The sequence below is a fragment of the Pelosinus fermentans DSM 17108 genome (assembly GCF_000271485.2).
GTDB classification, from domain to species: domain Bacteria; phylum Bacillota; class Negativicutes; order DSM-13327; family DSM-13327; genus Pelosinus; species Pelosinus fermentans.
In genome coordinates this window covers 4,372,038-4,385,605 of sequence record NZ_AKVN02000001.1, presented here as the reverse complement: position 1 = coordinate 4,385,605, position 13,568 = coordinate 4,372,038, and the positions used below count along the sequence as shown (strand labels likewise).

The window sequence follows — 13,568 nt, the reverse complement described above, 5'->3', positions numbered from 1 at the left end:
AGAATTAAAAAGATAAAAATAGGTATAAAGGATGTGTTATATTATGGATTTATATGGAAGGGCATTTGAAATATTGTACGTTGATAACCTTGATAGAATAGCAAGATATATACCGATTCTGGAACAAGCTGAATTACTGGCAATCGACACAGAAACAACAGGGTTAGACCCATTAAAAGGTGCAAAGTTAAGGCTACTACAAATAGCAATGCCGAATACGCCAGTCCTTATAATTGACTTTTTTAAGCTAAACAATGCTGAAAAAGTGATACTAGGCAATGTGTTGGAAAAAAGTAATGCTGTAAAAATATTTCATAATGCAAAGTTCGATTTGAAATTCTTACATGTAAATGGAATAAAAATCAGTAACAATATTTTTGACACAATGTTAGCAGAACTTGTAATACTGTCGGGTTTAGCAAAGACCGGGTATTCACTACAGGATGTATCTGTTAAATATTTAAAAATTGAGTTGGATAAAACCAATCAAAAAAGTAATTGGACAGGCGCTCTTTCAAGGCAGCAACTAAAGTATGCCGCAATGGATGTATATATACTCTCTGGTATATATGTGGCTCAAAAAGAAATTTTAGAAAGCTTATGTTTGTATGATACCGCCATGTTAGAAAATCAAGTCGTAATTCCTACCTATAAAATGGAGCTCCACGGCATGTACATGAAAAATTCCTCTGTTCTATCGCTGCTCATCGACATAGAAGAAGAGAAAGCTGAATTAGAGGCAGTGTTGCAAGGAATGCTGCCAGGTGTTAAAAATTTAAACAGCCCATCACAGGTATTGAAAGCCTTAAATGCATTGGGATTGGATGTAAGGTCTACAGCGAGCGATATACTAAAACCACATCAAGCTGATTATGATGCAGTAAAAAAATTACTGGATTATAGAACCATAAACAAGAGATGCTCACTATTTGAAAGCTTGCAGAAAGAGATAAATCCTACGACAAAAAGGATACACTCAAATTACAAGCAAAATATGACATCATCTGGCAGATATAGTTGCACCGCGCCTAATTTGCAAGGAATACCACATCAAAATAAATTCAGGTCGTGTTTTCAAGCAAGCAAGAACAATGTATTTATAATCGCAGACTATTCTCAGATTGAGTTGAGAATAGTTGCTGAAATGGCGAATGATAAAACCATGATCGAAGCCTTTAATAATAATGAAGATATCCACAAGAAAACGGCGGCCTTAATAAATGGAAAGTCGCTTGAAGACGTAACGAAAGAGGAGCGTCAATCTGCTAAAGCGATGAACTTTGGACTTGTGTATGGCATGGGTTACAATGGCTTTCAGGCATATGCTAAAAATGGATATGGTGTTGACTTATCACTAGATGAAGTAACGGGTATTGTAGATAAATTTTTTAGAACATATCAAGGTTTAACAGATAGACTCAATGAATTGAATGTACGTCGTACATTGGAGGAAAGAACGATGGGCAATCGACGCAGGGCTTGGAAACATCTCCCTCCAATAACGGAAAGAGCAAATTCTGGTGTACAAGGGACAGGAGCAGATATTCTGAAGAGAGCCTTGGTTCTATTAAATGATAACTTACTCAATGATGATGTAAAACTTATTTGTATTGTGCATGATGAAATCGTCTTAGAAGTACCAAAAAATCAAGCAGATGCGATAAGCAAAAAACTAAAAAGATTAATGGAAGAAGCTGGAGCATTCTACATTAAAAAAGTCCCCATCATTGCGGATATTTCGATTGGTGCTAGTTGGGCGGACAAATAAAGAGATGTAAGGAGACTACTATGGATGCATTACTAAATGGCAATTCAACGTTTCTAGAATTGGTAAATGGTTGGCTCGGGTATATAGTGAAACATGATTATTCTAAAGCCACATATGCAAGCTACTCTTCGAAATTAAGGCATTTATTACAATATGTGGGTCACATAAAATTAAATGAGCTTACCAGAGAAGAATTACAAAGTATCTTTGTGCTTATCGAGATGGAAAAAATCTCCCCCAATACCATAGGCAATATTTATAGCATCACAAAAAAGGTATTCCATTTTGCAATAAAAATGGGAGTAATGAAAGAAAACATAACAGATCATTTAGTCCTGCCAAAAAGAAAACCTTATGTTCCAAAAGTGTACCGCAAGTTAGAAGTTACAAGGCTTTTGTCATTGACGAAAGGTAGTAAATTGGATATTCCCGTAACTCTTGCTGTAAATGTTGGGTTAAGACGCGGAGAAATACTTTCGTTACAATGGAAAGATATTGATTTTGTACATAATACAATTCTGGTCAACAAGGGTACATCTGCACCAGATGTTGATCATTTTCCTAAAAGCGATTCAAGTATAAGACTTCTTAAACTGCCAAAAAAAGTTGGAAATATGCTCAAAGATCATTTAGTAGAACAAAAAAATAGCTTTTTAAAATTCGGTATAACCCATGACGTGAATACGCTACTATTTTGTAAAAATGACGCAACAAGGTATAACGCAACATCTCTTAACAAAATGTTCAAGAAACTTTTGATTGATAATAAGCTGCCCATCATCAGATTTCATGACCTCAGACACACCTATGCTACAATGGCACACAACAATGGTATGCCAGTAAAGCACTTGAGCAGGAGCCTGGGACATTCAACGCCAGCTATAACTGTTGAGCAATATGTTCACATATAAAAGGGCAGAAAATCAAATCTCTCTACTATAAAAGTGGGATAAGTGGGATAAGTGGTCTATATTCACAGATGTTCTATATCTGTGACCAAATAAAGCAGTGAGTCAATGAAAACAAGGCATTCAGCGTAAGTTGTTAAATTGGCTAATTCAAGAGTATAGGTAGAAATCCTTGGTTTTCAAGCGTTTGCTAAGACATAAAGTGTCACAGAACACTTTTTTCTGTGACACTTTATGAATCTAACTTAAGTAATATTGTAAACCGCAAAATAAAAATGTAATAACTGATATCTGAAGTAGATATTATTCCTTTGAATATGTTAGCAACAGCATTGCTAGACAATTCAAGGAGGATCGTATATGTACATTATTAATACTTTATCAGATGTCCGCTGCCTAGAGGCATCAGGCAGTATATCAATTAATCTAATCCAATATCTCGAAAGAAGCATCAAAGCAATGCATACAGTCGTTAAATCCAAAATACCACTAGCAGCATTTGGTTTGGAGAAACACGGTTCCATTGGCATTTTGGAGCCTGGAGATAGGAGCCTAGCCGAATTGGGACTGCCAGAAACATTGGAGCTTTTGATGCCGGAATGGATAAGTAGGCTTGTGCTAAGCGACGTGAACTATTTTGTGGCATACTTTCTTCACGGTAATGGGAATTGTAGTCGCTGCTTAATTCCAGAATCGATCGCAAGTGATGTAATTATGGTTTGGCTACTGGATCAACCAATGGAAGAGGAGGAATGGGCATGAAATCCACTGAGAGACTCACTGATCAGGAGTTGTTGGGCGCGATAATACCGCCTTCTGCGGTCAAGGAACTTATAATTGACTATGGTAGCATACCTCGCCTGTTTCGTAACTTCCATGTCGATGAGTTGCATAAAATTCCTGGTGTTGGCCCAATTAAAGCTAAACAACTGACGTACATTTGTGAATTGACAAAAAGGATTTATAGAGAAAATAATGCCAGTCCTAGTGCTATTAAAACACCCAAAGATGCTGCCGATGCAATGGTAGATATCAAATATCTCGAAGTCGAACAGATAAGAGCAATCTATCTTGGGACTAAAAATGGTATCTTAGGAACCCGTACCCTAAGTCAAGGTACCATCAATTCAACTATCATCAGTCCACGGGAGATCTTTTCTGTGGCAGTAAAACTTTTGGCAGCTTCTGTGATCCTAGTTCATAATCACCCGTCTGGTGACCCTAATCCGAGCCATGAGGATATTGCGCTTACCAAGAAAGTAGTAGAAGCTGGTAAGATTCTTGATATTGCACTATTGGATCATGTCATCATCGCCGAAAGTGGATATGTAAGCCTAAAAGAAATGGGGTTGATCTGAGTGTTTCATGCACCAAGGTCTGTCACGATAGCCAGTTAGTAACAGGTAAGAGTTTGGGTTATAGCTAGCACTAAATATACAACGATGTTATTACCAGAAGAATATTAATAATTAGTAATAATAATAATTGATTGTAAGTAATTGAAATGAATTGCTTGGGAGGTTCACTATGGGAGATGTAGCAAAGGTAAGTACGCAAGACGGCAAAGTATCTATCGGACACTACTCAACAAGTATATCGAGAGTAAATTTAAAGTATCAAAACTATGAATCTAAAAAGGTTGAGGTTGTTAAAGAAACCTCGGATAAGGATACTAGTTATGATACGTTTTATCAACCTGCCGTCATGTTGCTTCTTAAAATGTATGAAGCTAAGAAAATGGCTTAATAAAATGGGCTTAGCTAGTGCTAAGCCCATATAAATATACTGCTACTGCTCTATAGTCCGTCCATAGCAAATTTAAGATACGTTAAGGAGGTATAAGTAATGGCTCTTGTAAAAGCAGCAATTTATGCTAGGTATTCGTCTGATAATCAAAGAGATGAAAGCATTGATGCACAAGTTAGGGCTTGTGAAGAACATGCACAGCGTAACGGTATGCAAATCGTGAAAATATATATTGATCGCGCCAAATCAGCTACCAGTGACAAGCGACCAGAATTTCAGCGTATGATTGAGGAAAGTAGTACAGAGGCTTTTTCAACTCTCATCATTCATAAATTAGATCGGTTCTCCAGGGATAAATATGATAGTGCTAAATACAAGCGCAAGCTAAAACAAAACGGAGTTAGGCTGATTAGTGTCACAGAAAATCTAGACGGAAGTCCAGAATCCATTATTCTAGAATCTGTAATCGAAGGGATGGCAGAATACTACAGCAAAAACTTGGCGCGTGAAGTCATGAAGGGACTTACGGAAAATGCCTTGAAATGTCAGCATACGGGCGGTATCCCGCCGTTGGGCTTTGATGTGGATCGTGTGACAAAAAAATATATAATCAATGAAAGGGAAGCTGAGACGGTAAGAAAAATATTTGACCTTTATTTAGCTGGCTATGGGTACAAGCCAATCATAGACCAATTAAATGAAGGTCAGCATGTAACGAAACTTGGCAATCCATTTGGGAAAAATAGCATACATGATCTTCTGAAAAATGAAAAGTATTGTGGTGTTTATACTTTTAACCGCAGTACGAGTAAGAATTATGATGGGAAACGTAATAATCACATGTCAAAAGTAGATGAGGATGTGATTCGTATTCCTGGCGGTGTTCCAGCCATTGTGTCTCAGGAAGTGTTTGACAAAGTTCAGGAGAAAATGAATAAAAATAAGCATCAGCCAGGAGCTTATAAGGCTAAAGAAACGTATCTATTAAGCGGCCTTATCGTATGTGGCGAATGCTTGAAGCGAGAAGGTAAAACGCATTCAATGATGGGCAATGTAAAACATTCTGGTCGTGCTAAGACCAAGCATGTTACTTATCGATGTGCCAATCGTGACCGTACAAAGCAGTGCGATAATAAAGAGTTAAGGCGCGAATACATTGAAAATTATGTATTGACCCAGCTAGAAAAGAATATATTTAGTGAAAAAGCAATCCCATTTTTGGTTAAGAAGCTCAATGATTACCAAGATACCGTATGTAGTGACCAAGCTAAAGAAATAACGCGTTTAAATGATACATTAAAGGAGCTAAACGGTCAAATCAATAATATTGTCGATGCAATAACCAATGGCTTTGCACATAGTTCATTGGTTGAGAAATTAACAGTGTTGGAACAACAAAAAGCAGCCATAGAAATAACCATAATGGAAAGAAACAGGAAGCAACCAAAAGATATTGTAACAGAGGATATGGTTAGAAGCTTATTTACTATGTTTCGTCAGTTTGTAGCGGAGAAAAATATCTTGGAAGTTAAAAAATTTATCAGTAACTATATAGAAAAAGTGATTATTTACAGAGACCACGTAGAAGTGGTCTTTTTCTTTTCATGGGGTGACATATGTAAAGCAGAGGCATATCATTTTAGCTCGGTAGTAACGAGAAGTAAGCTATTGGCAGGTTAGAGAAGCTATATATCGTAGTGAAAATCAATATAACGGCATGATTTTGATAAGTTGCTAGTATGGCAAGAGGTACTATATTGAGCAGGGAATAGTCTGTGACCTCGTCAACATGGTTGTCTTTGTAAGACCTTTTTTGGGAGAAACTTTACATAAAAGCATGAATTAAACTCTTGATATAACTTTTTTAGACAAAAAGCATGTTGAAAAAGGGAATTTTTTAACAGACAACGAATACTATAGTATTCAAAAAATATAAAGACTCCTATTGCTAAAATAGAAGTCAATGGCAGAACCGCTGATTTATTTGCTCTGCTCCAAGTACTCCATGAATCGGACGAGAGTAACGCCAAGTTCTTCACATATTTTGGCTATCGTCCGTAAGGAGGGGCTTTTAAGACCACGCTCTAATTGACTGATATAGGTGCGGTGCAAATCAATATTGAGAGCAAATTCTTCCTGGCTCAGGCCTTTTTCGGTTCGTAGTGCTTTTAGTACTTGCCCAAATCTTTTATCTATCATAATACCAAAACTATAATCTGAATAATACTATTGATCTACAGACTATAGTATTCAAACAAAGAAAGGATGAAGTAAATATTATTAAATCACAGGATTAGAGTTATACCACAGGAAACGGGTTAAACGGAGTAAGGTCTTACTGCATAGAGCTAGTAAGAAGAATCATTTTCTGATTACGCAATTTAATTTGGATTTGATCGAACCTAATAGTAATTGATGGAGGATGAGAAGATGGAAACATTACATAAACCACGCAAGTTAGTATCCAATATTATAATGCCTATCATATGGGGGCTAGGCGGACTAATTGGTCTATTAATGGTTGTGAAAAATACGAATAAAATGCCGATATCTCCTATTGGTGCAGGACTTGTCTGCATAGGTCTGCTAGTGGCCGCCGTTGGTATGGGACTCAAGAAAGCATGGGGTGCTATTGCCATTAATATTACAGGTATATTGATAATACTCTTTGGCTTTATGGCTGATCGCTTATCCATATGGGTATTAATTTTGGGTTTTGCTGTTTTACTAGTTACCCTCTGGAATAATATACAGGTGGTCATGAATGAAAGAAAGCAAGCTGGAAATAGGGACCTGACTATGGAAAATACACCAGAAATGCATAGTGAAGGGCAGTTGGAATCGGAGGTAGCAAAGACTTCGTGGTATCAACGTCCCAAGTGGATGATTGGTGGAGTAGGGATCATTGTTATAGTTCTGATTGGTCTTATGTTTTCCCCTTCCTCCAGTGCTGTAGATACTAGTCATTTTATTACATATCAATCCAATGCAAAACCTGGATTTACCATTAGCTATCCGAGTACCTGGATCAAAGAGGTTCGAAAAAATGATGTATACCTGCTTTCTTCCGATAAAGAACCTTTAGATCAGATTGTTTCTTTTACTGCTGGTGCTAGAAGTGATAAAAAACAAAGTACCTTAGAAGAGAAGGCTGCTGAAATCGTGCAATACATGGCAGGACATACAAATCCTAAAGTCTTATATAAAAAAGAAACAACATGGTTAGGGCAAAAAGCTTATGAGATTGGCTTTTCTGCAAACGATAATGTATTTGATCCTAACGGCAAAGATGCACAGGGTAAAGTGATGGTAACTATAAAAGAAGGTACCTTACTTTATATCATAGAGGATGGTAGCAAAAAAGCATTTGAAAAGAATGAAAAGTTACTGGACGCTATTGCATCATCAGTTACTCTTTCCAGTAAAGCGGATGTAGTGGTTGAGCAACCAAAGGTGGAGCAGCCAAAAGCCGCCCCTGCGATGACAAATAACGCTACCAAAGCCATTAAACCCAATGATATTTATGGTACATGGGAAGGGCGGAATGATACCCATGGAATGCGTTTACTGCTGACAATTGATGAAGGTTATATTGTTGGACACCACTATGCAGCAAGAAATGATAAGAAACGGGTAGATGGAAGTGACCAAACTACGATTACGGGTAAATTCACAGGTCAATCACCCTTTATAGTGAATTGGAAGAGTGGCTATGGCAATGGAAAAGGACAAGCAGAAATTACGGTACTGGATGATAAAACCCTGCATTGGCGCATTATCTCCAGTGAGGGAGAACATTATATTCCAAAAGAAATTGACTTAAAAAATAGTAAATGATGATCGAAATGGAGGAAAGAACATGCAAGTAGCAGTAGGTATTCTATCAATACTACTAAGTTTCGCTGTATTATTTCAATCCTGCGCAGTATCGGTGGGTGGCAATATTTCTCAGAATCAAGGTGCGTCTGATGGGGGAGCGATTGGCATTTTGGTAGGGATTGTACTATTAAGTGGTGGTGCCTTTGTTTTTAAGTTACCGAAAATTGCGATGTACCTGTTTATTGTGGCAGGTATGTTAGCCTTACTAGCTGGTTTTTCTGATTTTAGTGATATGAAAATCTGGGCGGTAGTATCGGGAATCTTTGCTTGGATGAGTTATTCAGCCTATCAGAAAAAAGTATAATAGCTCAATGGTATGTGCCACGTTTATGTTTCAATAAGTCGTGGTTTGCTAAGGCTGCTGTAAAGCAGTCCTTTTTTCTACGAGCTAAGTACTATAGAAAACATAAGTAACTTGTTGGTAGTTGCTGGGTATTTAGGTAAATGTAAATATATCAAAATAAGGAGGAACGATAATGCAAAAAATCGGTAAATGGATTATTTTACTATCAATTATTCCGGTATTCTTGCTTTTGACAGGGTGCTCAAGTTCAAAGGAACGTCAAGCAACAAGTCATACTACTACACAAGAAGATCGAATACAAATTCTTGAAAAGGGCTTGGTAGAGGACAATGAAAAATGGGTTTTGCTTGATAAAGGTGCTGGAGGAACCCTTTCCTATGCTCCTGGTTCCGTTATGAAAGATAAGGATGGCAATGTGTCGGTGTTTGTCCGCACAATTCCGAATAAACCAGGAGCTAAAGTTGGAATTATAACGGTAGACCTTGCTAAAGAGAAAGGCTTTTTTAAAGATACAAATAAAATCAGGGTAATTGAAACAATAGTCCTGGATGCTCAAGGTAAAGCGTTAGGAGCGCAGCCGACCAATTCTGACTGGACAGATGTGAGTGAGGTTACCGATAAAGATGCAAAAGCCAATTTCGAAAAGCTATTTAGTGATTTAAAGTCGTATTTTTAAATGGTGAAGGAAGTAGCAGTGAGAGGGCTGATACTCCCCTTTTTATAGATTGTTTTTTAATACTTTGAAACTTTAAAGGGTGCTACGTACAGGTGCAAGTGAGTTAATATACTTACTTGCACCTATTATATTTATAAATGGAGGCGGTATGATGACAGTTACTGAAAAAAGTGTGATAAAGACAGAGGCTATCTTCTCGGCAGATAAACAGTATCGGTATCTATTACGGAAAGAGTGGGATAAGAATAAAAAGAAAGTCTTGGTCATCATGATTAATCCAAGTACTGCTGCGGAAGTGTTCATTGATCATACCACCATGTATGTAATTAACAATCTTTCTAAATTAGACTTTGGTGCAGTAGATATCGTGAATCTCTTTCCGAATATAGATGGAAGTAGAAAAACCAAAGGAAGTATACCAGAAGTAGACAACGAGAATGAAAAGCAAATTGCTGCATCAGCGGAAAAGGCAGATAGCATTATCATTGCATGGGGCAGTGTGGGTGAAAACAATAAGAACATTCAGGAAAGGCAAGGAAACATTCTAAATATGTTAAGTCATTATGAAGATAAGTTATTTAGCATCTGTGATGATCGTGGGAATAGTGGCTTTCATCCTTTGTCGCCTAAGATTCGATATGATTGGAATTTAATAAAACTTTGCATAAAGTCAAAAGAAGAAAAGAAACAAGATGAGTAGAAGGGGACGAAGTTGGAAAAGACTCACTAGCTAGCGCGCTGATGAGTCTTTGCTACATTATGCTGTAAATTTCCATAGCGGTTTGAAAGGAGAAAAATTTATGAGAAAAATAGCCCATATAGAGGAAGTAGAGCAGTTAAAAGGGGTGTCTAGTGAAGTTGTTGATGTGATTCGGGAAGCGGTAACTATTTTAGATATAGAGTATGGTCAAAGTAGAGATGTAGATCATGGAAATGGTGGATATGTGATAATTATTGAATCGAAGGATGAATTACAAAGACTAAAAGAGATTCATATTGATGTGAAAATAGCAATACCAGAATATGCGGATAAAATTCAGTGTAATGATGGACAAATATTTGTGAGTATACTGGTTTTATTAAATAATGATTTTGGCATTATAGTTGTCATGCCTATGGAATTTATTTATTACACAAATTGGGTGGTATAGTTGTATCCTAACGATTCTATGTAGTTACATGTTTTAAAATTCGAGTAAATCAGTGGAAGTGCAGTCATTGTATACAAATATCAGGAAACAATCTTCGATTATAGATTAGAGAAATTTGCGTAATAATTTACTATAGGTTAGATAAATATACTTAGGATAGCTTTCTAAACATTTAAGAAAATCCATAGGCATGATTGTTTAATTCTATGGTATAATTATAAATTGAAATACCTAGGAGGAAATGCTATGGCTCATCGAGCAGAGAAGACTAAAGAACTCGATTATAAAGAATATAACATTAGAAATTCATATGATTTAAATATAGACAAGCTTTCTGAGATAGATATTTTGTTTGTTTCTTTTCCAAAGGCTAAGCACCCTTATCGTGAATTTAAAAAGTATCTTACTTTTATAGATTTAATTTATCCTCGTATTAATGATAAGTGTAACGTAATAATTTTTGCTGATAACGAAATATTAGCATTATTAACTTTTGGCATTAGAAATGAAAAAAATCTTAACTACAAAAGATGGATTAGCATTAGGCAAGAAATAAATAATAATAATGGTAGTTTATTAAATGAGACAAAGGGTGCAGTTATTTTTTCGAAGGATGCTTCTGCACTTAAAATTTGCAAAGTTAGACTTCCATATACTTATTGTCCTTCCTGTAACAAGACTACTAAAGATTACGGTGGGAAAAAACACTTATACCATGAGTATGGTACTCTCATTAGTGACGTGTGGAAAGACATAACTATTAATAGCAATGACCCTCTTCCTCAGAGTATGATTAAGAGATTACGGGACATGTTCTCAATAGAACCTTATTCTAACATGGTATCTTTAACGTTGTGGGATTTTGATTGGGATTGTTGTCTAGAAAAATCTATAGAGTTACCAACTTTGAATCCAAGTAAAGCATCCAATAGAAAAAGAACCAAAATAAATGAAAGTTGTCTGATATTAGGCGATGCATTAAAAGAGTTGAGGAAAATTGATACTGCCTCAGTGGATTATGTATTTGTGGATCCTCCTTATAATCTAAAGAAACAATATACGGGTTATCATGACAATTTAGAACTTGAAGAATATTTATTGTGGTGTGACCAATGGCTGGATGAATGCGTTCGTATTTTAAAACCTGGTAAATACTTGTCTATTTTGAATTTATCGTTATGGTGTTGCAGACATTTCGCATTTTTAGCTTCAAAAATGGACTTTTCAAATTGGATCACATGGGAAGGATTATCTCGTCCGGCTCAAAATATTATGCCAGCAAATTATACGATATTAACAATGAAAAAACCACATGACGAGGTTATCCAGAAGAATGTGAATATAAATTTGCCTAAAGAATTGATGCCACGGGCAGATCATTATTGCTTGAGGGAGTCTTGTATAAAAAAACGTGAAGAAAAGTTTAAACCATTAACGGATCTATGGACTGATATTCATCGATTAGTGCATAATAGTAAACGTTATAATCATCCATGTCAATTGCCTCCTAAATTAATAGGACGATTAATAGCAATTCATACTAAACCAGATGATATTGTTTTAGATTGCTTTAATGGAGTTGGCACAACAACTCTTTGTGCTCAATGGCTTAAACGTAGGTATATTGGTATTGAGATCAATAAAACATATTATAATGTTGCCCAAGATCGACATTGTAATTTTATTAGTGGTTTGGACTCTCTGCCTCCCAATTATAGTCCTTCATCTCTAAAGGTTAAGAACAATAATGAGGAGAGGAGAAAATCTCCAAATCCTCGAATTACTGGGTTTACTAAAAAGGCTGTTCAGTTGATGATAAGGGATTTGTCAAAGCAGCTTAATAAAGTTCCGGTACTAAGTGAAGCATTGGAGTATCTTCCAGTACCAGAAGAGTTTTACAGATTATATTTCAAGAGTTGGACTGAAGCGGTTGCTGCCGCTAAAACTACAGGGATGACAGAGTATAAGATTATTGATTAGTATGAAATGATGGCTGATACAAATCTAGCCATCATTTTTTTATGTAGAATATGAAAAAATTGTTGTATAATTACAAATATGGTATGTTTTTTAAACAAAGCAACATCTAGTGGAAAAAGGAGTAAGCAAAGTGAAAGTATTAACGTTTTTTAATAATAAAGGCGGAGTTGGAAAGACAACGCTATCTGCGAATATTGCAGCATATCTAGAACTAGAATTGAAAAAAAAAGTACTTGTGATTGATGCAGACCCTCAATCTAATACCACTCAATTAATGCTAGATGACAATCAGCTTGAAAAAGTCTATACAAAACCACAATTTACAATTTATAATTATCTCCAACCTTTGGAGATGGGAGAGTCCAGTATAAATACTGGATTACAGGTTTTTCCCGCAGAAGAAAATAACTATGGGGTGTCATTAATTCCAGGGCATCCCAGATTATCCTTTATAGAAGATAGATTGAGTGAAGGTTGGCAAAAATGCAATCATGATATAGGAGGGTTACGTGTCACTAATTGGGTTGCTGGATTGAAGCAACGATTTGCTGGTCAATATGAATATATAATTTTTGATGTAGGACCTGCACTTAGTGCTTTAAATAGAAGTATTTTATTAAACTCTGATTTTTTTATTGCACCAATGGGATGTGATATATTTAGTTTAATTGGAATTGAGAATATTTCAGAATGGATAAAACTCTGGAAAGATTTATATGAAGATGCTTTAAAATCTTTAAAACGTCGACATCCAGAATTTGATTTTAAGCAATATCATATTAATGACAATATTGATAACAATTTTAGATTTATTGGTTTTTCTGTACAACAGTATACTACTAAAGTGATTAGTGGGGAGAGAAGACCAATTAATGCTTATGAACGCATTATTACGAAAATACCTGATTCACTTGAACAATATATGAGTTTTCTCAAGCCAACTATCCTAACGATGGAAGATTGTAATTTGGGGGGGATTCCAAATTATTTTAGTCTTGTGCCGTTATCTCAAACTAGTAAACGGCCCATTCATCAGTTAACGAAAAGTGACGGGGTGGTCGGAAATCAATATGCGATGGTACGAAACTATAAAAATTTAATGCATGAGATATGTTCAAAGATACTGAAAAATATTGATATCGCAGGAGAACAGTAA

Annotated in this window: 14 protein-coding genes; 13 read left to right on the top strand and 1 reads right to left on the bottom strand. The window is 36.0% G+C overall.

Translation table 11 applies throughout. The features are described 5' to 3' along the window. Positions 1–43 precede the first annotated feature (43 nt). The 6 genes from FR7_RS20230 (at position 44) to FR7_RS20205 (ending at position 6,102) form a co-directional block, all read left to right on the top strand. Positions 44–1,768 carry a DNA polymerase gene (locus tag FR7_RS20230; RefSeq protein ID WP_007932496.1) on the top strand — a complete coding sequence of 575 codons (1,725 nt, stop codon included), beginning with the start codon at positions 44–46 and terminating at the stop codon, positions 1,766–1,768. A 20-nt stretch (positions 1,769–1,788) separates the two neighbouring features. Continuing rightward, a complete protein-coding gene (locus FR7_RS20225; protein WP_007932495.1) occupies positions 1,789–2,679 on the top strand; it encodes a tyrosine-type recombinase/integrase in 891 nt (296 codons plus the stop codon). Positions 2,680–3,036: 357 nt separating this feature from the next. After that, positions 3,037–3,438 carry a hypothetical protein gene (locus FR7_RS20220; protein ID WP_007932494.1) on the top strand — a complete coding sequence of 134 codons (402 nt, stop codon included), beginning with the start codon at positions 3,037–3,039 and terminating at the stop codon, positions 3,436–3,438. Then, complete coding sequence (radC, locus tag FR7_RS20215; RefSeq protein ID WP_007932493.1) at positions 3,435–4,034, top strand: RadC family protein; 600 nt, start codon at positions 3,435–3,437, stop codon at positions 4,032–4,034. Before FR7_RS20220 ends, radC begins: the two co-directional genes overlap by 4 nt. Positions 4,035–4,203: 169 nt before the next feature. Beyond that, complete coding sequence (locus tag FR7_RS20210; RefSeq protein ID WP_007932491.1) at positions 4,204–4,422, top strand: hypothetical protein; 219 nt, start codon at positions 4,204–4,206, stop codon at positions 4,420–4,422. A gap of 99 nt (positions 4,423–4,521) precedes the next feature. After that, the gene (locus FR7_RS20205; protein ID WP_007932489.1) at positions 4,522–6,102 is read left to right on the top strand and encodes a recombinase family protein; all 1,581 of its coding nucleotides are present in this window, start codon (positions 4,522–4,524) and stop codon (positions 6,100–6,102) included. A 300-nt stretch (positions 6,103–6,402) separates the two neighbouring features. Here FR7_RS20205 and FR7_RS23380 read toward each other — a convergent pair whose 3' ends face one another. Next, positions 6,403–6,621: a helix-turn-helix domain-containing protein gene (locus tag FR7_RS23380; RefSeq protein WP_071524647.1), complete on the bottom strand. Its 219-nt coding sequence runs from the start codon at positions 6,619–6,621 to the stop codon at positions 6,403–6,405. Between the two features lie 231 nt (positions 6,622–6,852). Between FR7_RS23380 and FR7_RS20200 the strand changes: the two genes are divergently transcribed. The 7 genes from FR7_RS20200 to FR7_RS20170 all read left to right on the top strand — a co-directional run bounded on the left by FR7_RS20200 (position 6,853) and on the right by FR7_RS20170 (position 13,568). Further along, a complete protein-coding gene (locus tag FR7_RS20200) occupies positions 6,853–8,259 on the top strand; it encodes a hypothetical protein (protein WP_007932487.1) in 1,407 nt (468 codons plus the stop codon). Positions 8,260–8,281: 22 nt separating this feature from the next. Then, the gene (locus tag FR7_RS20195; RefSeq protein WP_007932485.1) at positions 8,282–8,605 is read left to right on the top strand and encodes a hypothetical protein; all 324 of its coding nucleotides are present in this window, start codon (positions 8,282–8,284) and stop codon (positions 8,603–8,605) included. A 172-nt stretch (positions 8,606–8,777) separates the two neighbouring features. Next, positions 8,778–9,281: a hypothetical protein gene (locus FR7_RS20190; RefSeq protein WP_007932484.1), complete on the top strand. Its 504-nt coding sequence runs from the start codon at positions 8,778–8,780 to the stop codon at positions 9,279–9,281. Between the two features lie 151 nt (positions 9,282–9,432). Then, positions 9,433–9,981 carry a DUF1643 domain-containing protein gene (locus FR7_RS20185; protein ID WP_007932483.1) on the top strand — a complete coding sequence of 183 codons (549 nt, stop codon included), beginning with the start codon at positions 9,433–9,435 and terminating at the stop codon, positions 9,979–9,981. Positions 9,982–10,081: 100 nt separating this feature from the next. Beyond that, positions 10,082–10,432, top strand: a complete 351-nt coding sequence (locus tag FR7_RS20180; protein WP_007932482.1) for a hypothetical protein — start codon at positions 10,082–10,084, stop codon at positions 10,430–10,432. A 246-nt stretch (positions 10,433–10,678) separates the two neighbouring features. Continuing rightward, the gene (locus tag FR7_RS20175) at positions 10,679–12,412 is read left to right on the top strand and encodes a DNA-methyltransferase (protein ID WP_007932481.1); all 1,734 of its coding nucleotides are present in this window, start codon (positions 10,679–10,681) and stop codon (positions 12,410–12,412) included. 130 nt (positions 12,413–12,542) lie between these two features. Next, positions 12,543–13,568: a ParA family protein gene (locus FR7_RS20170; RefSeq protein WP_007932480.1), complete on the top strand. Its 1,026-nt coding sequence runs from the start codon at positions 12,543–12,545 to the stop codon at positions 13,566–13,568.

Excerpts from the sequence above, each read along its gene's own strand:
- FR7_RS20225 (WP_007932495.1), top strand. The coding sequence starts at position 1,789 with ATGGATGCATTACTAAATGGCAATTCAACGTTTCTAGAATTGGTAAAT.
- FR7_RS20200 (WP_007932487.1), top strand. The coding sequence starts at position 6,853 with ATGGAAACATTACATAAACCACGCAAGTTAGTATCCAATATTATAATG.
- FR7_RS20190 (WP_007932484.1), top strand. The coding sequence starts at position 8,778 with ATGCAAAAAATCGGTAAATGGATTATTTTACTATCAATTATTCCGGTA.
- FR7_RS20185 (WP_007932483.1), top strand. The coding sequence starts at position 9,433 with ATGACAGTTACTGAAAAAAGTGTGATAAAGACAGAGGCTATCTTCTCG.
- FR7_RS20195 (WP_007932485.1), top strand. The coding sequence starts at position 8,282 with ATGCAAGTAGCAGTAGGTATTCTATCAATACTACTAAGTTTCGCTGTA.
- FR7_RS20220 (WP_007932494.1), top strand. The coding sequence starts at position 3,037 with ATGTACATTATTAATACTTTATCAGATGTCCGCTGCCTAGAGGCATCA.
- FR7_RS20210 (WP_007932491.1), top strand. The coding sequence starts at position 4,204 with ATGGGAGATGTAGCAAAGGTAAGTACGCAAGACGGCAAAGTATCTATC.
- radC (WP_007932493.1), top strand. The coding sequence starts at position 3,435 with ATGAAATCCACTGAGAGACTCACTGATCAGGAGTTGTTGGGCGCGATA.
- FR7_RS20180 (WP_007932482.1), top strand. The coding sequence starts at position 10,082 with ATGAGAAAAATAGCCCATATAGAGGAAGTAGAGCAGTTAAAAGGGGTG.
- FR7_RS20175 (WP_007932481.1), top strand. The coding sequence starts at position 10,679 with ATGGCTCATCGAGCAGAGAAGACTAAAGAACTCGATTATAAAGAATAT.
- FR7_RS20205 (WP_007932489.1), top strand. The coding sequence starts at position 4,522 with ATGGCTCTTGTAAAAGCAGCAATTTATGCTAGGTATTCGTCTGATAAT.
- FR7_RS23380 (WP_071524647.1), bottom strand. The coding sequence starts at position 6,621 with ATGATAGATAAAAGATTTGGGCAAGTACTAAAAGCACTACGAACCGAA.
- FR7_RS20230 (WP_007932496.1), top strand. The coding sequence starts at position 44 with ATGGATTTATATGGAAGGGCATTTGAAATATTGTACGTTGATAACCTT.